25 protein-coding genes are annotated in these 23,434 nt (G+C 38.5%); 24 read left to right on the forward strand and 1 reads right to left on the reverse strand.

Translation table 11 applies throughout. From position 1 onward, the window contains the following. Positions 1-17: 17 nt before the first annotated feature. The gene (locus BMZ31_RS07065; protein WP_090831023.1) at positions 18-938 is read right to left on the reverse strand and encodes a Na/Pi symporter; all 921 of its coding nucleotides are present in this window, start codon (positions 936-938) and stop codon (positions 18-20) included. A 191-nt stretch (positions 939-1,129) separates the two neighbouring features. Between BMZ31_RS07065 and rpsU the strand changes: the two genes are divergently transcribed. The 24 genes from rpsU (at position 1,130) to BMZ31_RS07185 (ending at position 23,406) form a co-directional block, all read left to right on the forward strand. Further along, positions 1,130-1,303 carry a 30S ribosomal protein S21 gene (gene rpsU / locus BMZ31_RS07070; protein WP_090831024.1) on the forward strand — a complete coding sequence of 58 codons (174 nt, stop codon included), beginning with the start codon at positions 1,130-1,132 and terminating at the stop codon, positions 1,301-1,303. 16 nt (positions 1,304-1,319) lie between these two features. Next, a complete protein-coding gene (locus BMZ31_RS07075; RefSeq protein WP_090831025.1) occupies positions 1,320-1,766 on the forward strand; it encodes a GatB/YqeY domain-containing protein in 447 nt (148 codons plus the stop codon). Positions 1,767-1,972: 206 nt separating this feature from the next. After that, positions 1,973-2,257: a sporulation protein YqfC gene (yqfC, locus tag BMZ31_RS07080; protein WP_090831026.1), complete on the forward strand. Its 285-nt coding sequence runs from the start codon at positions 1,973-1,975 to the stop codon at positions 2,255-2,257. Positions 2,258-2,272: 15 nt separating this feature from the next. After that, positions 2,273-3,463, forward strand: coding sequence for a sporulation protein YqfD (yqfD, locus tag BMZ31_RS07085; RefSeq protein WP_090831027.1), 1,191 nt, complete (start codon positions 2,273-2,275; stop codon positions 3,461-3,463). Then, positions 3,464-4,426, forward strand: a complete 963-nt coding sequence (locus BMZ31_RS07090) for a PhoH family protein (RefSeq protein WP_090831028.1) — start codon at positions 3,464-3,466, stop codon at positions 4,424-4,426. A 146-nt stretch (positions 4,427-4,572) separates the two neighbouring features. Next, positions 4,573-6,771 carry an HD family phosphohydrolase gene (locus tag BMZ31_RS07095; RefSeq protein WP_254778650.1) on the forward strand — a complete coding sequence of 733 codons (2,199 nt, stop codon included), beginning with the start codon at positions 4,573-4,575 and terminating at the stop codon, positions 6,769-6,771. Continuing rightward, positions 6,768-7,238, forward strand: coding sequence for an rRNA maturation RNase YbeY (gene ybeY / locus BMZ31_RS07100; protein ID WP_090831030.1), 471 nt, complete (start codon positions 6,768-6,770; stop codon positions 7,236-7,238). The genes BMZ31_RS07095 and ybeY overlap by 4 nt, the downstream gene beginning before the upstream one ends. A gap of 25 nt (positions 7,239-7,263) precedes the next feature. After that, positions 7,264-7,620 (forward strand): diacylglycerol kinase family protein, encoded by a 357-nt coding sequence (locus tag BMZ31_RS07105; protein ID WP_368086636.1) that lies wholly within the window; start codon positions 7,264-7,266, stop codon positions 7,618-7,620. Between the two features lie 180 nt (positions 7,621-7,800). Then, complete coding sequence (locus tag BMZ31_RS07110; RefSeq protein ID WP_090831032.1) at positions 7,801-8,202, forward strand: cytidine deaminase; 402 nt, start codon at positions 7,801-7,803, stop codon at positions 8,200-8,202. 4 nt (positions 8,203-8,206) lie between these two features. Then, positions 8,207-9,115, forward strand: a complete 909-nt coding sequence (gene era / locus BMZ31_RS07115; protein WP_175478045.1) for a GTPase Era — start codon at positions 8,207-8,209, stop codon at positions 9,113-9,115. Between the two features lie 151 nt (positions 9,116-9,266). Then, entirely contained in the window at positions 9,267-9,410 is a 144-nt protein-coding gene (locus BMZ31_RS07120; RefSeq protein ID WP_090831034.1) for a YqzL family protein, read from the forward strand. A 33-nt stretch (positions 9,411-9,443) separates the two neighbouring features. Continuing rightward, entirely contained in the window at positions 9,444-10,196 is a 753-nt protein-coding gene (gene recO, locus BMZ31_RS07125) for a DNA repair protein RecO (protein WP_090831035.1), read from the forward strand. Between the two features lie 513 nt (positions 10,197-10,709). Further along, entirely contained in the window at positions 10,710-11,600 is an 891-nt protein-coding gene (gene glyQ, locus BMZ31_RS07130; protein ID WP_090831036.1) for a glycine--tRNA ligase subunit alpha, read from the forward strand. Continuing rightward, entirely contained in the window at positions 11,593-13,662 is a 2,070-nt protein-coding gene (gene glyS, locus BMZ31_RS07135; protein ID WP_090831037.1) for a glycine--tRNA ligase subunit beta, read from the forward strand. Before glyQ ends, glyS begins: the two co-directional genes overlap by 8 nt. A 174-nt stretch (positions 13,663-13,836) precedes the next feature. Next, complete coding sequence (locus tag BMZ31_RS07140; RefSeq protein WP_175478023.1) at positions 13,837-14,469, forward strand: transcriptional regulator CcpN; 633 nt, start codon at positions 13,837-13,839, stop codon at positions 14,467-14,469. A gap of 25 nt (positions 14,470-14,494) precedes the next feature. Continuing rightward, positions 14,495-15,307, forward strand: a complete 813-nt coding sequence (locus BMZ31_RS07145; protein WP_175478024.1) for a pyruvate, water dikinase regulatory protein — start codon at positions 14,495-14,497, stop codon at positions 15,305-15,307. A 274-nt stretch (positions 15,308-15,581) separates the two neighbouring features. After that, positions 15,582-16,037 (forward strand): YaiI/YqxD family protein, encoded by a 456-nt coding sequence (locus BMZ31_RS07150; protein ID WP_090831039.1) that lies wholly within the window; start codon positions 15,582-15,584, stop codon positions 16,035-16,037. Positions 16,038-16,065: 28 nt separating this feature from the next. After that, the gene (dnaG, locus tag BMZ31_RS07155) at positions 16,066-17,880 is read left to right on the forward strand and encodes a DNA primase (protein ID WP_090831040.1); all 1,815 of its coding nucleotides are present in this window, start codon (positions 16,066-16,068) and stop codon (positions 17,878-17,880) included. A gap of 40 nt (positions 17,881-17,920) precedes the next feature. Further along, entirely contained in the window at positions 17,921-19,048 is a 1,128-nt protein-coding gene (gene rpoD / locus BMZ31_RS07160) for an RNA polymerase sigma factor RpoD (protein WP_090831041.1), read from the forward strand. A gap of 85 nt (positions 19,049-19,133) precedes the next feature. After that, entirely contained in the window at positions 19,134-19,694 is a 561-nt protein-coding gene (locus BMZ31_RS07165) for a hypothetical protein (protein ID WP_139206614.1), read from the forward strand. A 98-nt stretch (positions 19,695-19,792) separates the two neighbouring features. After that, entirely contained in the window at positions 19,793-20,932 is a 1,140-nt protein-coding gene (locus BMZ31_RS07170) for an acyl-CoA dehydrogenase family protein (protein ID WP_090831043.1), read from the forward strand. Positions 20,933-21,118: 186 nt separating this feature from the next. Next, the gene (gene cccA / locus BMZ31_RS07175) at positions 21,119-21,484 is read left to right on the forward strand and encodes a cytochrome c550 (RefSeq protein WP_090831044.1); all 366 of its coding nucleotides are present in this window, start codon (positions 21,119-21,121) and stop codon (positions 21,482-21,484) included. A 97-nt stretch (positions 21,485-21,581) separates the two neighbouring features. Continuing rightward, a complete protein-coding gene (locus tag BMZ31_RS07180; protein ID WP_090831045.1) occupies positions 21,582-22,313 on the forward strand; it encodes a tRNA (adenine(22)-N(1))-methyltransferase in 732 nt (243 codons plus the stop codon). Further along, on the forward strand, positions 22,291-23,406 hold the full coding sequence (locus tag BMZ31_RS07185) for a Nif3-like dinuclear metal center hexameric protein (RefSeq protein WP_090831387.1): 1,116 nt from the start codon (positions 22,291-22,293) through the stop codon (positions 23,404-23,406). The genes BMZ31_RS07180 and BMZ31_RS07185 overlap by 23 nt, the downstream gene beginning before the upstream one ends. Positions 23,407-23,434: the final 28 nt, after the last annotated feature.

Below are 23,434 nucleotides of genomic sequence, written 5' to 3' on the forward strand. Positions count from 1 at the left end.
AGAATTCTCTCTCCGTGCTATTTTTTATGTAGATTCAAAATGAATCTTCCTAATTGATTCGCAAACGGTAAAGCAACTAATGAGGTACTCACATTGAAAATAACACTAATATGTGCAAGTTGAATATCTTGCCCCTCTGCTAAATAAGGAGCGACGGAAGAGAGTATTGGGATAAGAGGGATGAATAGAAGAACACCGGCAACATTTAGCCAAATATGAGCATAAGCGGCAAGTCTTGCTTCTAAACCGCTACCAATCGATGCAATGAGTGCTGTAATACACGTACCGATATTTGCGCCTAGCATGACGGCAATTCCTGCTTCCATGTTTAACAGACCTGCTGTTAAAAAACCCATCGTTATGCCTGTCATCGCGGTACTCGATTGAATGATGGAAGTCATGATAGCTCCTAATATGACACTCAATAATATGCTTTCATTTAAAGAAAGTAATGTATCGTGAATAAAAGGAATTTCGGTGAGAGGCTTGGCAAGCTGTTCAAAACCTTTCATAGCTGTAAAAACAGCTGCAATACCAAAAATAAGCATACCGATACTTCTTATTTTTCTGTTATTGATGAGAAAAAAAGTTGCACCAATAATGGCAAAAGGAACGAGTACCATGTCCAAATTAAAAGTAATGAGTTCCGTCTTAAAGGTGGTTCCAATATTAGTTCCAAGAATGATTCCGATTGATTGTGGAAATGTAAGAATCTTAGCTGAAATGAGTCCGATCGTAATGACCATGACAGAAGAACTGCTCTGCAGGAGCGCTGTAACCGCCGTTCCAGTTAGCATCCCTTTTAGTGGTGTCCTCGTTAACTTCATTAACCACTGTTTCAACTTGTTACCGGATAAGTTGAATAGCCCTATCCTAATAATGGTCATTCCGAAAATAAATAAACTAATACAAATTGCAAATAATAGGATATGCAGCATTTTATTCACTCCTTCCTTGTATTTTATGGGACAAGATACAAGGACATGACAGAAAAAGTAGCTGCAAATTGAATCTTTTCGTCGAAAGTCTGAAAACATAGCTTAACATGTTGTAAATACAGTTGACCTTGTTTAAAGGTTATATTATAATTGCAATGTTAGTGTGTTGTGTTCGGAGGGAGGGAAAGAGAATGTCTAAAACCGTCGTTCGTAAAAACGAATCGCTTGAAGATGCTCTTCGTCGCTTTAAACGTACAGTTTCTAAAACTGGTACATTGCAAGAAGCTAGAAAGCACGAATTCTACGAAAAGCCAAGTGTGAAGCGTAAGAAAAAGTCAGAAGCTGCAAGAAAACGTAAGTTCTAAGAGAGGGTGGAATTAATTGAGTCTTCTCGAGCGTTTAAATAATGATATGAAACAAGCGATGAAAAACAAGGAAAAAGACAAACTCTCTGTTATTCGGATGATCAAGTCCTCATTGCAAAACGAAGCGATCAAGCTCGGCAATCGAGAACTATCCGAAGAGGACGAGTTAACGGTCCTTTCTCGTGAATTAAAACAACGCAAAGACTCCCTCCATGAATTTGATAAAGCAGGTCGTGCAGACCTTGTGGAAAAGTTGCGTGCAGAGTTGACTGTTGTCGAACTGTACTTACCGGCACAGCTTTCTGAAGAGGAGCTGTCAGACATCGTAAAAACTGCGGTGGCTGAAACGGGTGCAATTTCAAAAGCGGATATGGGAAAAGTGATGGCTGCGATCATGCCGAAGGTTAAAGGTAAAGCAGACGGTTCACTCGTAAATAAACTTGTACAACAACACCTTTCATAAATCTAACATCGGGGCCACAAGCGAAAGCTTGTGGCCTTTGGATTTCTATGAATAGTGCATTCCGCTTTTCTATTTGTCTAGCTACGAGTGGCATCGGCTCGGGAGACTTGTCGCCGATAAGCAGCCACTCTCCGCTTTTCTTTATAATTCAGTGCTAGAATCCCCTTTTATTTCATAAACATGAGATGAAAGGGGGTTCTTTTTTTATGTCAAAAAAATGGGGTCTGAGGGTTCGGAACTGGATGACAGATAAAATGGATCTTCCTCAAGATGTCATGATGGATTTACCCCGAATAACAATGGTTGGACAAATCCATGTATACATTGAGAATCATAAAGGATTGTTGGCATTTAGTGACAGGGAATTACGCTTGCTCTTAAAACAAGGGCAATTACTCATAAAGGGAAAAGCGTTTGTAATCAAAACCATTTTGCCCGAGGAAATATTACTTGAAGGGAAAATCGATCAAGTCATTTATTTAAACGAATAATTCAGGGGGACACATATGAAGAACCAGTGGATTGAATTCTTTAACGGTACCGTAACTGTAAAAGCAAAGGGGAAAGGTTGTGAACGATTCATAAACAATATTACCAGAGAAGGTCTTAATATCTGGAATGTGAAGAGATATGGTCCTGAGGCGGTTGTTTTCAACATGCGGCTTCAGGATATTAAAGTATTGCGAGGCATTGTAAGGAAAAGTGAGTGTAAAGTGGAGTTTCTAAAGCGCGATGGAGCTCCATTCCTCATGAAGCGACTTTTGAAGAATAGCGGATTCTTAATAGGGGCCATCGCATTTTTAAGTATTATTATTTTACTTTCCAATGTTGTATGGGGAATTGAAATCAAAGGGGCAAAGCCCGCAACGGAGTATCAAATTCGCAAAGAATTGGACAAGATGGGAGTAAAGATAGGCAGTGTTCAATTTTTTATAGATGATGTGGAATCCATTCAAAGAAAATTAACGAACAACATAGAAGAACTTACATGGGTTGGTGTGGAACTCCAAGGGACAACCTTTCATTTTCAAGTCGTCGAAAAGAACCAGCCAAAACAACCAGAATTATTAACACCGAGGAATTTGGTCGCTAAGAAAGAAGCAGTTATAGTGAACTTATTTGTTGAAAAAGGGCAGCCTGTTGTCAAAGTGCATGATTTTGTGCAAAAAGGACAGTTATTGGTTTCTGGTCTAATGGGTAAAGAAGGACAAATGGAGGTGGTAGCATCAAAAGCAGAAGTCCTGGGAGAAACCTGGTACAAAACCTACGTGGAACTGCCTCTTAATTCAACTTTCAGTGTATATAGCGGAAAAGAAAAAAGGAAACACGCCATTTTAATAGGAGATTGGAGCATACCAATTTGGGGATTTGGTGACCATCAATTTGCCAAATACAAAGAAGAAGTTAATGTGAAGAAGATTAAATTTATGAAATGGGAACTTCCAATCGCATATGTACACAAGACCATAAGGGAACGGGAGGATGTCACCCGCAGTTATTCTAAAGAAGAAGCAATCGGTATAGCCAGGGAGATGGCTAGAAATGATATAAAAAAGCAATTATCTGAAGAGGCTATCATAAAAGATGATAAAATTTTACAGCGAGTATTTGATAATGGTAAAGTTAAGTTAACGGTTCATTTTCAAATCATTGAAAATATAGCTGAAGGGCAACCTATAGTTCAAGGAGACGAATGAATGACAGAAAAGCTAACAACACTCAACTTACATCTAGAAAATCCAAATGAAGCAATATCACTTTTCGGAAACTCAGATGCAAATTTAAAAATGATTGAGCAAGAACTTCTCGTGTCAATAGTTACTCGTGGAGGAGCAGTAAGCATCTCTGGTGATTCGGAGAAAGTCGAATTGGCAGGCAAAATTTTGGACAAATTGCTTTTGGTAATCCGTAGGGGCGTAAATATTAGTCTAAGAGATGTAAAATATGCGATTCAAATGTCCGAAAAAGGGACTTTGGATTATTTTCAGGACCTATATGAAGAGGAAATTACTAAAAACGCAAAAGGCAAATCAATACGAGTAAAAACATTAGGGCAACGCTATTATATCAATGCGATTAAAAAGAATGATTTAGTCTTTGGGATAGGACCTGCCGGAACTGGTAAAACGTATTTAGCAGTAGTTATGGCAGTCAATGCTTTAAAGACTGGGGATATCAAAAAAATCATTTTAACTCGCCCTGCCGTTGAAGCAGGAGAAAGTCTCGGTTTCCTTCCAGGCGATCTTAAAGAAAAGGTCGATCCGTATTTGCGACCGCTATACGATGCTTTGCATGATATTCTAGGTGTTGAGCATACGGTAAGGATGATTGAACGAGGAACGATTGAAATTGCTCCTTTGGCATATATGAGGGGACGTACATTAGATGAAGCTTTTGTCATCCTTGATGAAGCTCAAAACACTACACATGCTCAAATGAAAATGTTTTTAACAAGATTGGGCTTTGGCTCAAAAATGATCATTACAGGTGACCGCACTCAGGTTGATTTACCTAAAGGAGTAAAATCAGGACTAATCGTGGCTGAGAGCACTTTAAATGAAGTGAAGGGCATTTCGTTCATCCACCTTGAACAAAGTGATGTTGTCAGACATCCGCTTGTTGGGAAGATTATTGAAGCCTATGAAAAGCATGAGGGGTGAGACTGTTCTATTAAGAGCAGTCTTTTTCTTATTTTCAATTTGTTTAATGAAACTTGCTTGCAAAACTGTTATGATTTTACTAAGGTTCACTTGAATAAATCCAGTCACATATTAGAAGTGACTGTTTCTGGTTGAACAATTATGCCATGATTGGAGCGGTAAGTTTGGAAAAGCTGCAACAGCAATTTATGAAGATGCGCAACCTTTTGGATATCACATTTTTCCGCGTACTCTTTTTTATTTTTATAGCGGTAGTTCTTTATGCCTCCATGTACAGCAATGTAAAACCTGAAAAGCTCGAGTTAACACTTTTCTCGGTGTCAGATAAAACAATACGTTCACCAGGTACTGTTGAAGATGTTAAAAGTACTGAGAAGAAAAGATTGGAAGCGGTTGAACAAGTAAAGGATGTCTACATAAAGAAAAATGAATACACTCAAAATCGGGTGGATTTAGTCAGTTCGATTTTCGATTCAGCCGTTGAAGTCGGAACTGAAATTCGCCAAGAAAAAGCGGAAGCCGATAAACAAAAAGTAGAAGGTGAGGATGCCGCTGTTTGGCAGGAACCGACCTTAAAGGAGAAAGTGGAGCGATTAAAAGCAAAGTTGACAGGTGAAGTTACGAAAGAACTAAGTGAATCGGTTTTTACCTCGCTTGTACAAGCTGATATTAACGATTTGTCAATTGCAAAAGATTTAACTGTCACAGCCATCAATCAAGTAATGAGCAAGAGAATTTCATCTGATTCAGTAGAAAATGCAAAAAAGTCAGTTGAAGAAGAACTGAAATATACAAGCTTGGATATGAATTTGAAAAGTTCTGTCATTGAATTGGGAAGATTTGCCGTTGTACAAAATGAATTTTATGATCCAAATGCTACAGCAGAATTGAGGCAACAAGCGGCAGAAAGTGTTGAACCTGTAAAGATACTTCAAGGTCAAATAATCGTTGAGGAAGGAACGCTCATAAGTCCAGAGATATATAGACAGTTGCGACTTGTAGGTTTACTAGACAATGAAAAATCAATTAAGCCGTATTTAGGCTTGCTCGTCATTATTGGGATTTTTCTATCTGCAATTTATTACTATTTCCATGATTTGAAAATCAAGCCATATCAAAAACAAACCAATTTGCTCCTATTCGGTTTGATATTTCTTATTTCTATCTTGATGATGAAATTGGTGAGTTTATTTCAACAATTCGGATATGCGGAAATCGGATATTTGTTCCCAGCAGCCATGGGCGCGATGCTAATCAAAATTTTAGTTGATGAAAAGCTGGCATTCTTATTAACGCTGATATTGGCCATTTGTGGAAGTATCATTTTTAATGATGGTATGACAGGTACGTTGAATACCACTGTAGGAATCTACATATTATGCAGCGGTGTGGCAGGAGTCCTTTTCCTTGGGGTCAGAAATCAAAGATCGCAAATACTCCAAGCAGGTTTATTTGCAGCGTCAATTAATATTATGGTGATCCTGTCATTAGTCTTTATTAGAAATGGACAACATAATAGCCTTGAGTATGGCTTCTTCATTCTTATTGCCCTTGCATCAGGCATTGTTTCTGCGGTATTGACGATTGGTATGTTGCCGTTTTTAGAGGCCAGCTTCGGTATTCTTTCAACAATGAAACTGATTGAATTATCAAATCCGAATCACCCACTTTTAAGAAAAATCCTGACGGAAACACCAGGAACCTATCATCATAGTGTTATGGTTGCCAACTTGGCTGAATCAGCTTGCGAAGCAATTGGAGCTAACGGGCTTTTAGCGAGAGTAGGATGCTATTATCACGATATAGGGAAAACGAAACGACCGCAATTTTTCATTGAAAATCAAATGAATATTGAAAATCCCCATGACCGCTTGCCTCCGGAAAAAAGCGCAGATATAATAATGGCACATGCGACCGATGGAGCTGATATGCTGAGAAAAGAGCGCATGCCAAGGGAAATCGTCGAGATTGCGGAGCAGCATCATGGAACCACCTTATTAAAATATTTCTACCATAAAGCAAAAAAAGATGGTTCCGATATTCAAGAAAGTGATTTCAGGTATGCTGGTCCAAAAGCGCAGACAAAGGAAATCGCCATTATTGGGATTGCGGATAGTGTGGAAGCGGCTGTCCGTTCCATGTCACAGCCTACTCCAGAGCAAATAGAGTCGTTAGTCCATTCCATTATTTCTGACAGGCTTCAGGATGGTCAGTTCAATGAATGTGATTTGACATTAAAGGAACTTCAAGTTGTCGCCCATACGTTGTGTGAGACATTAAAAGGTATCTTTCACTCTAGAATTGAATATCCAGAAACTACAAAACAGAAGGTGAAGCAAGCATGAGTTTAGTAATCGATTTTTTAGATGAAACAGAACAAGTACCTGAGGAAGATTTAGAGGAACTTCAGAAAATACTCGATTTTGCAGCTGCAAAAGAAAACATTGAACCAGGTTCAGAAGTTTCGGTAACATTTGTGACCAACGATAGAATTCAAGAAATCAACCGTGAGTACCGCAGTAAAGATGCCCCAACGGATGTCATTTCTTTTGCAATGGAAGAAATGGGTGAAGGTGAAATTCAATTAAAAGGTGTGGTTATGCCTCGTTTGCTTGGTGACATCATCATCTCTACAGCTAAGGCAGAAGAACAAGCGGAAGAATATGGTCACTCTTACATAAGAGAACTTGGATTTCTTGCTGTTCATGGGTTTTTACACCTGCTCGGTTATGATCATGAAACAAAAGAAGATGAAGTGAAGATGTTTTCTTTGCAGAAGGCAATCTTAGACGAATACGGACTAAAAAGATAGCATGCGCAGAGGGAATCAGAAATTAATGAAATCTTTTGGGTTTGCAATAGAGGGAATCACACAGGGAATCAAAGAGGAGAAGAATATGAGAATTCATTTATTCTTCTCCATTATTGCACTTTCGATTTCTATTATGCTGTCACTTTCATCACTTGAATGGGTATTAATCATTTTATGCATTGGTGGAATGTTAGCTCTAGAATTGGTGAATTCTGCATTGGAAAGAGTAGTGGATATGGTTACTAAGGAATATCATCCACTTGCGAAGCAAGCGAAAGACATGGCCGCAGGGGCTGTGTTTTTGTATGCGATTATCTCGGTCATCATTGGGCTGATTATTTTTATGCCTAAACTTATTTCCCTTATAAACTCTACCTTCTAAGAAAGTGATTTGAAAACTTTATTTATTTCCTATATTATGATGAAGCGAGATGGTATGAAAAATGAAACTTATTAAACACATTCAACTTTTTTATTACGATTTCGCGACAATTGATGAAATTTTTAGAAAATTAAGTTAAAATAAAGGAACAGCAGCTTTCCTTTGAAAGGAAGAATGTTTGTGGACGTAAAACATTTAATCGCAGAAGCAAAAGAAGCTAGAGAAAAAGCTTATGTTCCCTACTCTAAATTTAAAGTAGGAGCATCATTACTAACAAGAGAAGGCAAAGTGTATCATGGCTGCAACATTGAAAATGCTGCTTATGGAATGGTAAATTGTGCAGAACGCACGGCTTTATTTAACGCCTATGCTGAAGGAGATCGTGATTTTTCTTTACTAGTAGTAGTTGCAGATACAGATCGTCCGGTTCCGCCATGTGGAGCATGTCGTCAAGTTATTTCAGAACTTTGCCCTAAAGACATGAAGGTGGTTTTGACAAATTTAAAAGGGGAAGTATTAGAAATAACAGTTGATGAATTATTGCCAGGAGCATTTTCACCGGAGGATCTAAATGATAAATAATGGAATAGAAAACAAAGAACATAAATCAGGATTTATTTCAATTATAGGCAGACCAAATGTCGGGAAGTCAACTTTCCTAAATCGGGTGATTGGTCAGAAGATTGCTATTATGAGTGATAAGCCTCAAACGACCCGAAACAAAGTTCAAGGCGTTTTGACAACTGATGATGCACAGCTTATTTTCATCGACACACCGGGAATTCATAAGCCTAAGCATAAGCTTGGTGATTTCATGATGAAAGTTGCTCAAAATACACTTAAAGAAGTGGATCTCGTTTTGTTCATGGTAAATGCTGAAGAAGGATTCGGGCGCGGTGAGGAGTTTATCTTAGAAAAATTCCAAACAGTCAATACGCCCATTTTCTTAGTCATCAATAAGATTGATCAAGTGCACCCAGACGCACTGCTTAATGTAATCGAGTCATACAAAGAGCGCTATCCTTTTAAGGAAGTCGTGCCAATTTCAGCGTTAGAAGGTAATAACGTTGAAAAGTTGTTATCGCAGATCAAGTCTTATATGCCTGAAGGACCACAATTTTATCCAGCTGATCAGGTAACGGATCACCCGGAGAGATTTATCGTATCTGAGCTCATTAGAGAAAAAGCGTTGCATTTGACAAGAGAAGAAATTCCGCATTCTCTTGCAGTGGTTATTGACAAAATGGAGCGTCGCGAAGACAAGGATATCGTAAATGTCATGGCTACCGTCATCGTGGAAAGAGATTCGCAAAAAGGGATCGTTATCGGAAAACAAGGTGCAATGCTGAAGGAAATTGGGAAGCGTGCACGTGTTGATATCGAAAACTTACTCGGTTCAAAAGTATTTTTGGAACTTTGGGTAAAAGTTCAAAAAGACTGGAGAAATAAAAGTACTCAACTTCGTGATTTTGGATTCCGTGAGGATGAATATTAATACCTATTTAAATTATTGCTTCGGAATAAGTTTTATGCATGGACGAATTAGCAAATTTTTCGTCTTATGATTTTAAAAAGACAGGCTATGATAACTATAAGGATTTAGAAGATTGTAATGCTACTCGAAAATTTGAAAGGTGGGGTTTCCGATGTTAGATTTTACCTGGAAGGTTTTTCAGCAAACAGGTAACATTGACACTTATCTCCTCTTTAAAGAGATGGAGAAGGAGAATCAAGAAATACCCGGTGGTCAGGAAGAAGAGTTAGCGCAATTCGATTTTCCCGTTTCATGAGTTTGTCCCGTTGCAAATGGATGGTGACTAGGAATGCTTCAAAAATGTGAGGGCATCGTCATTAGGACAACGGATTATGGTGAGACTAACAAGATAGTAACTATATATACACGGGAATGGGGGAAAGTTGGGGCGATGGCAAGAGGCGCCAAAAAGCCTAACAGCAGGCTCTCTGCTGTCACCCAGCTTTTTACATACGGTTATTTTTTGATTCAGCGAAGTACCGGACTTGGCAGTATGCAGCAAGGTGAAATGATTTCTTCTTTGCGAGGAATCCGTGAAGACATTTTCCTGACTGCTTATGCCAGTTACATTGTTGAATTGCTCGATAAGAGTACTGATGAAAAAAAGCCCAATCCCTATTTATTTGAATTGCTCCATCAAACCTTGAACTATATGAGCGAAGGATACGACCACGATATACTCATGTATATTTTTGAATTAAAAATGTTAAATGTCCTTGGTCATTATCCTGTTTTGAATCAATGTTCCGTATGTGGAAGTGCAGACGGACATTTCTCCTTTTCTGTGAGAGAAGGTGGATTGATCTGTCATAGATGTTTGGAGAAAGACCCCTATCATTTTAAGATTTCTCCAGCTTCTGTAAAGCTTTTGCGCTTATTCTATTATTTCGATCTTTCAAGATTAGGAAATATATCTGTTAAAAAGGAAACGAAGGCCGAAATTAAGAAAGTCATTGATGCCTTTTACGAAGAATATTCTGGACTTCATCTCAAGTCCAAAAGATTTCTTAGTCAAATGGAAAGTCTGAGGGACATGCTTTAACAGAGTTGACAAAATCCATGTATTTCGCTACTATACTTAATATTATTAATAGTTGCTGTGAAAGAAAGTAGTACTGAATAACGACTTTTTAAGCGAACCTGGGATGGTGTGAGCCAGGGAAAAGCGGATTTAGGAAGGCAGTCTGGAGCAACATTTCGTGAAAGAGGCTGCATATTTTGCAGCAATTAGGGTGGAACCGCGGGTAACTCTCGTCCCTATGCTAAGTGCATAGGACGGGAGTTTTTTTGCTTTCTGAAATTTTTTAGAAACGATTCGCTCTATCCGATTGCACTTTCTAAATTGGCTCTGTTATAGGTCATGGTTGATTTTCCGCACTTTGTTGATTGGAGTGGAAGGCGCTAGACTCCTGGGGGATTAGCGTTACAGGCGAGACCCCACAGGAGCGTTAGCGACGAGGAGGCTCGGCGAACGCCCCCCGGAAAGCAAGTGACTGGAGCGGAAATCAACAGGCTAGATTAACAGAGTCTCTTAAATAAAGAAGGAGGGTAAAAGATGAATATTCAAAACATGATTTTAACACTGCAAAAACATTGGTCTGAACAAGGGTGCATCCTTATGCAGGCTTATGATGTCGAAAAAGGGGCAGGTACGATGAGCCCGTATACATTCCTGCGTGCAATAGGACCAGAGCCTTGGAATGTTGCATATGTTGAACCTTCAAGAAGACCAGCAGACGGTAGATATGGAGAAAACCCAAACCGTCTCTACCAACATCATCAATTTCAAGTTATCATGAAGCCTTCGCCTGACAACATCCAAGAGCTATACTTGGACTCTCTGAAGGCCCTAGGCATTGACCCACTAGAACATGACATCCGTTTTGTTGAAGATAACTGGGAAAATCCATCACTTGGATGTGCGGGTCTTGGTTGGGAAGTATGGTTGGATGGAATGGAAATTACACAGTTTACATACTTCCAACAAGTTGGCGGACTAGAATGCAAACCTGTATCGGTTGAAATTACATACGGGATTGAGCGTTTAGCATCCTACATTCAAGACAAAGAGAATGTTTTTGAACTTGAGTGGACAAATGGTTTTACTGTAAGAGATATTTTTGGTCAACCGGAATTCGAGCACTCTAAATATACATTTGAGACGTCTAATCCCGACATGTTATTTGAATTGTTCAATATTTATGAAAAAGAAGCACATCGTCAAATGGAGCATGGTCTTGTACACCCAGCCTATGATTATGTATTAAAGTGTTCTCATGCATTTAATATTCTTGATGCACGAGGAGCGATATCTGTTACAGAAAGAACAGGCTATATTGCGCGATGCCGTAATCTGGCTAGAAAAATTGCTAAAACATTTTATGAGGAGCGCGAAAAATTAGGTTTCCCGATCATTAAAAAAGAGGAGGGCGCAGACCATGAATAAAAGAGATTTATTGTTAGAAATCGGCTTAGAAGAAATGCCTGCACGGTTTGTGACTGATTCGATGAATCAACTCGCAGGTAAAGTGCAACAATGGCTTGAAGAAAACAAAGTTGAATTCACTGAATTGAAGTCTTACTCTACTCCAAGAAGGCTAGCCATATTGATTAAGGATGTTGTGGAAGCTCAAGAAGACATTCATGAAGAAGCAAAAGGTCCTGCGAAAAAAATTGCTCTTGATGCTGATGGGAATTGGTCAAAAGCTGCAGCAGGCTTTTGTCGAGGTCAAGGCGTTTCAGTAGATGACATTTACTTCAAAGAAATTAATGGCGTGGAATATGCTCATGTAAAGAAGTTCGTTAAAGGACAAGAAACGAGAACGCTTTTGGTTCAGCTTGAGAAAATTATCAGCGGTCTCTCATTCCCTAAAAATATGAGATGGGCGAATCAAGATTTAAGATATATCCGTCCGATTAAGTGGATGGTAACTCTTTATGGAAACGAGATAATCCCATTCTCAATCGCAAATGTAGAAACGGGACAAACAACTAAAGGACATCGTTTCCTCGGAAATGAAGTTGTTCTTTCTGAAGCTGGTCAATATGAAGAGGCTATGCTTGCTCAATACGTGATGGTTGATCCTAAAGAAAGAAAGCGTGGAATCATTGCACAATTAGAAAATCTTGAAGAAGAAAACAACTGGAAAATTCCTGTAGATGAAGACTTGCTTGAGGAAGTCAATAATCTTGTTGAATACCCGACTGCGTTATTTGGAAAGTTCGAAGAAGAATTCTTGGAAATTCCTGAAGAAGTGCTGATTACTTCAATGAAAGAGCATCAACGGTATTTTCCTGTAAAATCAGCTGAAGGAAAGCTTCTTCCATACTTTGTAACAGTCAGAAACGGTGATCATAACAACCTTGATAAAGTTGCAAAAGGAAATGAGAAAGTCCTTAGAGCTAGATTAGCAGATGCGGCATTTTTCTATCGCGAAGATCAAAAATCAGAGATTACTGTATTGCTTAAAAAACTTGAATCAATTGTCTACCATGAAGAAATCGGTACTCTTGCGAAAAAGGTTGAACGCGTTAGGGAGCTAACGAATGTATTGACAGAAAAGCTGTCCTTCACTGAAGAAGACAAAAAAGTTGCCGACCGTGCTGCTGAAATTGCAAAATTTGACCTTGTTACAAACATGGTATACGAATTCCCAGAGCTTCAAGGATTTATGGGTGAAAAGTACGCTATGCAAAAGGGTGAAGGTGAGGCAGTCTCTAAGGCTATTAATGAACATTATATGCCTAGAAATGCTGAAGACGATGCACCAACGAGCCCTGCAGGCGCAGTATTGGCAATCGCAGAAAAGCTGGATACCATCGTCTCATTCATGAGCATTGGCATTACAGCAAGCGGTTCACAAGATCCTTATGCTTTAAGAAGACAGGCAACGGGAATCATTCAAACATTAGTGAAGCATGAATGGAATATTTCATTTGGAGCATTATTGGATGAATCCATTAAACTAACAGTGGAAGATGGATTCTGCAAACGCTCAGAAGCAGAGTTAAAGAACGAGTTAATGTCCTTCTTTAAGTTGCGTCTTAAGCATTTACTTCAAGAACGTGGTATCCGCTATGACCTAATCGATGCAGTGCTTGGAACCGAGATTGCCGTAGTTTCTGATGTATTCAAAAAAGCGGCTGTTTTAGAAGCTAGAAAAGAAAATCCTGATTTTAAAGAGGAAGTAGAAGCTCTCAGCAGGGTCTTGAATATTGCCTCTAAAGCTGAAAAAGTCGAAGAAGTTAAGAGTGACTTGTTCGAGAACGATTACGAATCTAATTTACTTGCTGCATACGCAAGTGCATCTGAGAATCTTTCAAATGCAAATCCGGATGAGTATTATCGTATTCTTGCTTCAATGCGTCCAGCAATCAACGATTATTTTGATCATACAATGGTTATGGCGGATAATCCTGAGATTAAAGAAAACCGCCTATCAATGATGGCGGCTTTAGCTCAATTGATTCTGGGTTTTGCAAAGATGAATGAAGTTCTCGTTAAATAATCATTATCCTGAAGTAGGTCTGTCTATGTTTGGCAGGCTTGCTTTTCGTTGCGATAGGGCTGAAAAGAGTTCCTGCCTCCTCTTAAGCCAAACTATTCTTTTCATTTTTGGTAAAAAGTATATAATAATTCTATAAAAGTATAGCATGATTAATTTAGATGGCTGAGTTAGGTGGTGGGGACAATAGAACTGAATAAGCGCCAAGAACAAATACTGCAGATTGTGAAAGATAATGGTCCGATCACAGGTGAACAAATTGCAGATCAATTGAACTTAACAAGAGCGACTTTAAGACCCGATCTCGCGATATTGACGATGGCTGGTTTTCTAGATGCCAGACCAAGAGTGGGTTATTTTTATACAGGTAAATCAGGAGCACAGTTATTGACTGAGAATCTTCAAAAGATTTATGTCAAAGACTATCAATCAATCCCAGTTGTTGTTTCGGAAAACGTTTCTGTCTATGACGCCATTTGCACAATGTTCCTTGAAGACGTCGGGACTTTATTTGTAGTAGATCAATCTTCTTTGTTAGTAGGTGTCTTGTCTAGAAAAGATTTGCTTAGAGCAAGTATAGGGAAACAGGAACTTGCTAGCATTCCAGTAAACATCATTATGACCAGAATGCCAAATATTACGGTCTGTGAAAAAGAGGATTTATTAATCGATGTTGCAAAGAAGCTAATTGAGAAACAAATTGATGCATTACCTGTTGTTAAAAAGAGTGAAATTGGATATGAAGTCATTGGTCGTGTGACCAAATCCAATATTACCAAAGCCTTTGTTTCATTGGGAAATAATGATTGAGGTATTGGAAGGAGTTTCGAAAATAATGGTAATGCCTATCATATATGTGGTATCTGACTCAGTAGGGGAAACAGCAGAGTTAGTTACAAAAGCAGCAATCAGTCAGTTTAATTGTTCGGATGCAGTATTAAGGAGATTTCCTTATGTAGAGGATTTCGAGAATATTGACGAAGTCATATCACTGGTTAAGCATGATAAAGCAATGATAGCATATACATTGGTGAAGCCTGATATGCGTGCCTACATGAAGGAAAAAGCAGAAGAAGCAGGCTTACAGGCTTGCGACCTTATTGGTCCTTTGATGGACCAGATTCAGTCAATGTGTAATATAACTCCACTTTTTGAACCTGGATTAGTCAGAAAACTAGATGAAGACTACTTTAAAAAAGTTGAAGCCATCGAATTTGCAGTTAAGTATGATGATGGTCGAGATCCAAGAGGCATTCTTAAAGCGGATATTATTCTTGTAGGTGTTTCAAGAACGTCAAAAACACCATTGTCACAATACTTAGCTCACAAGCGTTTAAAAGTGGCAAATGTTCCACTTGTTCCAGAAGTGGACCCACCAGAAGAATTGTTTAAAGTTGCGCCAGAAAAGTGTTTTGGCCTCAAAATAAGTCCGGAAAAATTAAATAATATTCGAAAAGAACGGTTAATTTCGCTAGGTTTGAATGATCAGGCTAATTACGCAAATATCGAACGTATTAAGGAAGAACTCGTATATTTTGAAAAGATCGTTAATAAGCTTAAATGTCCGGTTATTGATGTAACAAATAAGGCTGTAGAAGAAACCGCGAATATCATTTTGAATAACGTTTTGAAATTCCGTTCTCAGTAACATTTCATCTTCAGGTGAAATGTTTTCTTTTTGGTTATTAAGAAAGTGTTCAAATCCAGTAAAAAATGATGGTAAATACGCATCTTATGTTCTATAATAAAAAATTGTGATAAAAATGTATGTAATTAGGTTTAGACTTGCTTAGGAACGAATAAACTATTTATTGTTAGATGTCAAGAACTGTAACGGAAAAAAATTCGACATGAACACATTTCATAAAAGTTATACATGGAAGAAGGAATATGCGGAGTGATGTAGAATTAATACTAATAAAATCGGCATTCCTACTATTTTTGTCGACGCTGACTCTTGTCCGGTCAAGACGGAAATTGTCGAAATAGCCAAATCTTTTTCAGTGAATGTTCTATTTGTGGCATCGTATGCACATATGATGAATGAGTATGCAACGGCAACATGGAAGTTTGTTGATTCCACAAAGGAAGCTGTTGACCTTTACATTATGAACCATGTCAAACGAGGCGATATAGCAATCACTCAAGACATCGGTTTAGCCTCTACACTTTTGCCACAAGGAGTTTATGTTTTATCACCAAAGGGAATTTTATATGAGGAAGAGAAAATTCACACTGCACTGGATCTAAGATATCTTAGTGCAAAAGCAAGGCGTCAAGGTATTCATGGTAAAGGCCCTAAGCCGTTTACAAACAGTGATCGCAATCGCTTTGTGAGTGAATTGAAGGGTATTTTATCAAACATCATAACCGCCTAATCTTCCTTTGTTAATTGGAGTTGTTTTCATGGCTGAACGAATTGCCGAAGAAAAGTTGGAACAAGTTCGTCAAGCCGTTGACATTGTAGATGTCATTGGTGACTATGTTCAACTGAAAAAACAGGGAAGAAATTACTTTGGACTTTGTCCATTTCATGGAGAAAATTCACCGTCCTTTTCTGTTTCTCCTGACAAACAGATTTATCACTGTTTTGGTTGTGGAGCTGGCGGAAATGTTTTTTCATTCTTAATGGAATTAGATGGCCTGTCATTTCAGGAAGCTGCAGCCAAGGTAGCTAGTAAAGCGAATATAGACCTTGAGATTGAGACCCCCGGCGCTTTAAGGGAAAAAAATGTACCTGTAGAACATCAATCAATGATTGAGGCACATGAGCTCTTAAAGAAATTTTACCACCATTTACTGGTAAATACAAAGGAAGGTCAGCATGCTCTGGAATATATGCTGAATCGGGGATTTACGAGGGAATCCATTGATAAGTTCCAAATAGGCTATGCTTTAAATTCTTGGGAATTTGCAACGAAGCTTTTAACCAAGAGAGGCTTCAGTCCTGAAATAATGGAAAAGGCAGGTTTGATTATCCATAGGGAGAAAGATGGATCATACTTTGATCGTTTTCGTGATCGAATCATGTTTCCCATTGCAGATCGAAATGGAAATACGATTGCTTTTTCAGGGAGATCGCTTGGGGCAGAGGAGCCCAAATATTTAAATAGTCCCGAAACGGCAATTTTTAATAAAAGTAAAATTTTATATAATTTTCATATCGCAAGGCCAGTGATAAAGAAAAGCCAGCATGTAATCTTGTTCGAAGGTTTTGCGGATGTGATTGCAGCTGACCGCACAGGTGTGGAGAACGGTGTTGCGACGATGGGGACATCGTTGACAGAACCTCATATCTCCTTGTTGCGTCAGAATGCTGAAACCATCACTATATGCTATGATTCAGACTCTGCTGGTATAGAGGCGGCTCACAGGGCGGCTACGATGCTAACAAAGGCTGGGTGTCAAATAAAAATCGCCATGTTACCGGACGGGCATGACCCCGATGATTACATAAAAAAGTATGGTGGCGAGAAGTTTAAGAATGAGGTAATTGATTATAGCTTAACTTGGATGGCCTTTAAGTTACTTTATTTAAGAAGAAGGAAAAATCTCCAAGTAGAAGGAGATAAGCTCCTTTATATAGAAGAAGTATTAAAGGAAATCAGTCAGCTTCCAAATATGGTTGAAAAAGATCATTATTTGAGGCAGATTGCTTCAGAATTTTCGATATCTTTGGATGCATTAAAACAACAAGAAATGCAGATACATTCTGCAAACAAAAAACAAGCCTCCAATCGTTCTGAAGAAAAAAAACGGGTAGTTAATCATCAACAACCCAGAAGAGACAAAGAACTTAAACCGGCCTATCATAATGCTGAGCGAAGACTGATCGCACACATGTTGAAAGATCGCGATGTAGCCTATAAGGTACAGGATTTGCTACAAGGAACCACGCTTAATATCGACGAACATCAAGCAATCATAACTTATTTATTTGGTTACTATGAAGCAAGCCAAAACCCAGAGCCGAGCGCTTTCTTAACTTTTATCGAAGATGCTCAACTGAGAAGAGTGGCTGCGAATATACAAATGATGTCAATCAATGATGAATTAAGTGATCAAGAGCTCCATGATTATATAAAGCAAGTAAAAAATTATCAGCAGCTAATGAAAATTAGGGAAAAAGAAGTACAGCAAAAAGAAGCTGAGCGGGAAAAGGATTACTTAAAGGCTGCCGCGCTTGCGATGGAAATTATTCAATTGAGAAAAATGTTATAAGTTGAAACTTGATTAGTGTAAGTTGGAAGGAGAGGGACACATGGCTGAAAAATCAGCACGTTCAAAAGAGGTCGAAAGCGAGTTGACCGTTGAACAGGTTAAAGACCAGTTAACTGAACTGGGTAAAAAGATTGGCGTCCTTGCTTATGATGATATTGCAGAGAGAATGTCAAATTTTGATATGGATTCAGATCAAATGGACGAATTTTATGAATTCCTTGGCGACCAAGGAGTTGAATTGATAGGCGACAACGAAGAAGATGCACCTAACATGAAAGAACTGTCAAAAGAAGACGATGATGAATTCGATCTAAATGATCTCAGTGTTCCTCCTGGTGTAAAGATTAATGACCCTGTACGCATGTACTTAAAAGAAATTGGTCGAGTTGACTTATTATCAGCAGAAGAAGAAATTAATCTTGCTACCCGAATTGAAGAGGGCGATGAAGAGGCAAAAAGACGTTTGGCAGAGGCCAACCTCCGACTAGTTGTCAGCATTGCTAAGCGTTATGTAGGCCGTGGAATGCTCTTCCTTGACTTAATTCAAGAAGGTAACATGGGATTAATCAAAGCTGTAGAGAAATTTGACTATCGTAAAGGCTTTAAGTTCAGTACTTATGCAACTTGGTGGATTCGTCAGGCCATTACTCGTGCAATTGCGGACCAGGCAAGAACGATTCGTATCCCCGTTCATATGGTTGAAACGATCAATAAGCTAATTCGTGTACAACGTCAACTTCTTCAAGATTTAGGAAGGGAACCATCGCCTGAAGAAATCGGTGAAGATATGGACTTAACTCCAGACAAAGTACGTGAAATCCTAAAAATTGCTCAAGAGCCTGTGTCTCTAGAAACACCTATTGGTGAAGAAGACGATTCTCATTTAGGTGACTTTATCGAAGATCAGGACGCAACGTCACCATCTGAGCATGCAGCTTATGAACTTTTAAAAGAGCAGTTAGAAGATGTCCTTGATACTTTAACTGATAGAGAAGAAAATGTACTTCGTCTTCGTTTTGGACTTGATGATGGACGTACACGTACACTTGAGGAAGTTGGTAAAGTCTTCGGTGTTACTCGTGAACGTATTCGTCAAATTGAAGCTAAAGCCTTAAGAAAGCTTAGACATCCAAGCCGTAGTAAAAGGCTGAAAGACTTTTTAGAATAATAATCATTGCCAGAGAATAGTTTACTTCTTAAAATAGAGGTAAACTATTTTTTTATCTTTAAAGGTTTCTTAACTATAAAAGATTTTGAAAAGAAGAAAGGTCCTATCCTATATGAACGAAAATCGCCGTAAAATCATTGTGAAAGAAATTGAATATTGGAAGCAAAGTCATATGCTTCCGGAACAATACTGTAATTATCTATTAGCCCTTTACACAGAAGGGGAAGGGGAAACTCAAACGGATCAAAAGAAGCATAGTATACTGACTAGAAACGCTATCAGTTATCTAATTCATTTGCTTATATTATCCATTTCTCTGTTTGTCATTTATTTTACTGAATTGTCTTTCATTTTGCAAATGGGTATTTTAACCTCTCTTTTGGTTGTTTCGATTTCTTTGTTTTTTTACTACATTCGTATAAGGAATAAGAATCATTTCGCAATTATTTCAACATTACTTTTATTATTGGTGACTACCGTTGAAGCCGGAAGCGCCGTTCAAGCTCATAAAGCCCTTGTATTGTATGCTATTACCTTGGTTAACTGCTTATTATGGATGGGGTTAGGAAAAAACCTAAAGCTAATTTACCTTTCCGTTTCTGGAGTTGCAGGTCTTATATTGTTAGTTATCTCTATATTTGTATAATAAAATATATTTAAAAGTTTTTAAATGTTGTGAAAATTAACCGTTCCCTTTTATAATAGAAAAGTAAGCGCATACAAACATCTTTGAGGGGGATGGAAATGAATTTCGATTTAACTAGTGAACAAGCAATGATTAGAAAAGCTATTAAGGAATTTTCAGATGAAGTTGTAGCCCCTGGGGCATTGGAAAGAGACAAAACAAAACAGTTTCCGAAAGAAATCTTTCAGAAGCTTGCAGATATGGGCATGATGGGACTGCCTTTTCCTGAAGAGTACGGCGGTGGAGGAGCAGATACAGTAAGTTTTGCTATTGTTGTTGAAGAATTGAGCCGTACGTGTGGTTCAACCGGAATTACTTATTCTGCACACATTTCACTTGGAGGGGCACCTCTATATCTATTTGGTACGGAAGAACAAAAACATCAATACTTAACTCCTATCTGTACAGGTGAATCATTTGGAGCTTTTGGTTTAACTGAACCGAACGCTGGCTCAGATGCGGGTGGTACAAGAACTACTGCTGTTGAGAAGGAAGGAAACTTCACGATTAACGGCAATAAGTGCTTTATTACTAATGCAAGCTTTGCCAAGCACTTGGCAATTACAGCTATTACTAACCAAAAAGATGGCGAAAAAGAAATCAGTGCCATCATTGTCCCAACTGATGCGCCAGGATTCACAGTAATCGATAACTATGAAAAAATGGGCTTGAATTCTTCAAATACAACAGAACTTGTTCTTGAAGATGTGGTTGTACCTGTTGAGAATTTGTTAGGAAAAAAGGGTGAAGGGTTTAAGCAGTTCCTTATTACACTAGATGGTGGTCGTATTGGGATTGGTGCAATGGCTGTAGGAATTGCTCAAGGGGCATATGATAAAGCTTTACAATATGCGAAAGAGCGTAAGCAATTTGGAAAATCACTTTCTAATTTCCAAGCTATTCAGTTCAAACTTGCAGACATGGCAATGAAAATTGAATTGGCTAGAACGATGGTATACAAAGCTGCATGGTTAAAAGACAAAGGCAGACCATTTTCAAAAGAAGCGGCAATGTGTAAATTATATGCTTCTGAAATTTGCATGGAAGTTACAAGTCAAGCAGTTCAGATTCATGGTGGTTATGGATACATGAAGGAATATCATGTTGAGAGATTTATGCGTGATGCTAAACTTCTCGAAATCGGAGAAGGAACTTCAGAAGTTCAAAGAATGGTTATCGCACGACAGATTGGTTGCTAAATCATTCAAAACGCAGCAAAAAAGACGAGGTGGCAACGAATTATGCCGCCTTTTTTCGATTTTTGATAAATTTCGAGCTTAAAGTTATCTTTTAGGCTTTTCCTTCCTAGGATTTTAAAGTAAAATAGAATTTGTTTGTAATAAAATATTATTTAACAGATGTTCTTACATAAGGGAGGTTAAATTATGAATCGTAATCCGATTATTCCTTTCGTATTAATCATGGTATTTGGTATCGGTCTTATGTTCCTGCTTTCTTTTAAGGGTCTTGGTGATGAAAAAGAAATCGCCCAAGAAAAAGAAGGCGGCGGCAAAGAAAAAACTGAAGAAGTTGCGATGAAGCCTGAAGAGCTCTACACAGCAAAAGGCTGCATTGGCTGCCATGGTGACCAATACCAAGGTGGAGTTGGTCCTGCGTTAAAGGGTGTTGGCGAGAGATTGTCACCTGAGCAAATCAAAGAAATCCTGACTAACGGGAAGGGTGCAATGCCACCAGGACTTGTAGCGGGACAAGAAGATGAAATGGTAAAATGGTTATCTGAGCTTAAATAAGTTTATAATAAAAAAAGTCCTTTGCATTTGTGAAGGACTTTTTTTATACAGTATATGGCTGAACTTGATATTTCAAATAAATAAAAGTGGTGAAGAAATGAATACAGATAAATTGTCTAATCGACTTGCAACTGTAGTTAAATATATTCCTTCGGGAGCCCGTATAGCTGACATTGGGTCGGATCATGCCTACCTTCCTTGTTATGCCGTAAAAAAAGGGATCGTTCCTTTTGCAGTTGCGGGTGAAGTAGTGGAAGGTCCGTTCAATTCTGCAAAGAAGAACGTACAATCAGAAGGATTTTCAGATCAGATTTCAGTTAGGAAGGGAAGCGGTCTTGAAGTTATTGAAGTAGGAGAGGTTGACTGCATTACGATTGCAGGGATGGGCGGTGCTTTAATCGCCAATATTCTTGAAAGTGGCAAAGAAAAACTAACAGAAGTAAGAAGATTAATTCTCCAACCTAATATTAGTGCCATTTCAATTAGGCAGTGGCTTATCGACAACGAGTGGGAATTGATTGACGAAGATATATTAGAGGAAGACGGGAAGATATACGAAATACTTGTTGCGGAAAGGGGCAATCCGAAAGCACCTTATATACACGGCATGGATAAAGGATTATTACTTGGACCTTTCCTAACTGAAAATCCCGGAGAAATTTTTAAGAAAAAATGGTTAATGGAAAAAGAGAATTGGGAAAGAATTGTCACCCAACTAGAGAAGTCGAGTAGTGACGGAACTGAAGCCCAGCAAAAAAAGCAGGAGTTATTAAATAAAATAAAAATGGTAGAGGGGATTTTGAATGGTGAAAGCAGTGAACGGAAATGAGGTCATAGGGCTTTTTGAACAATTTTCTCCAAAAGCATATGCAATGGAAGGCGATAAGATCGGTCTGCAAATTGGAACCTTAAATAAATCAGTTGAAAAAGTCATGGTTGCCCTCGACGTCTTAGAAGAAGTCGTCGATGAAGCGATTGAAAAAAATGTCCAATTAATTATTGCACATCATCCTCCCATTTTTCGTCCTTTAAAAAAGTTGACGACGGACAACGTTTCTGGGCGTATGATTGAGAAGCTTCTAAAACACGATATAGCTGTTTATGCGGCACATACAAATCTTGATGTGACACCAGGCGGGGTAAATGACATGCTTGCAAATGCATTAGGGTTAGAAAATACAGAAGTTCTATATCCTACATATGAAAAGAAATTGAAGAAAATAACCGTTTATGTTCCGGAAGATTATGCTGATGAAGTGAGAAAAGCATTAGGAATAGCGGGAGCAGGAGCAATTGGAGATTATAGTCATTGTTCCTTTTCTTCTCAGGGAGAAGGGCGATTCCTACCTGGAGATAAAACTCAGCCTTTTATCGGTTCAGCAGGTCAGTTAGAAACCGTTAATGAAATCAAAATTGAAACGATCGTTGAAGAACACTTGTTGAAAAGAACTCTGACGGCCATGCTAAAAGCCCATCCCTACGAGGAAGTGGCTTATGATATTTTTTCTTTAGATAACAAAGGAGAAGTATTAGGTCTTGGGCGTATTGGCTCCATTGACCCAATAACACTTGGAGATTTTGCAGAGAAAGTTAAGAAAGCTTTCGGACTGGATCGAGTCCGTGTCATTGGGAACGTAAACGATATGGTTCGTAAGGTGGCTGTACTCGGTGGAGATGGTAATAAGTATTATAGCTCTGCAAAGTTTAAGGGAGCGGATGTATATGTGACGGGAGATATTTATTATCACACTGCCCATGATGCCATGATGGAGGGCTTAAATATCATTGATCCCGGTCATAATATCGAAAAGATCATGAAAAAAGGTGTAGCAGAAGTCATGACGAAAATGTGTGACCAAAAAGGCTATCGGGTTACTTTCATTCCTTCTGAAGTTGATACAAATCCATTTCAAATCATCTAAAAAAGACGGCCAAATTTGGCCGTCTTTT

Source organism: Bacillus sp. cl95, from assembly GCF_900115925.1.
GTDB lineage: Bacteria > Bacillota > Bacilli > Bacillales > Cytobacillaceae > Neobacillus_A.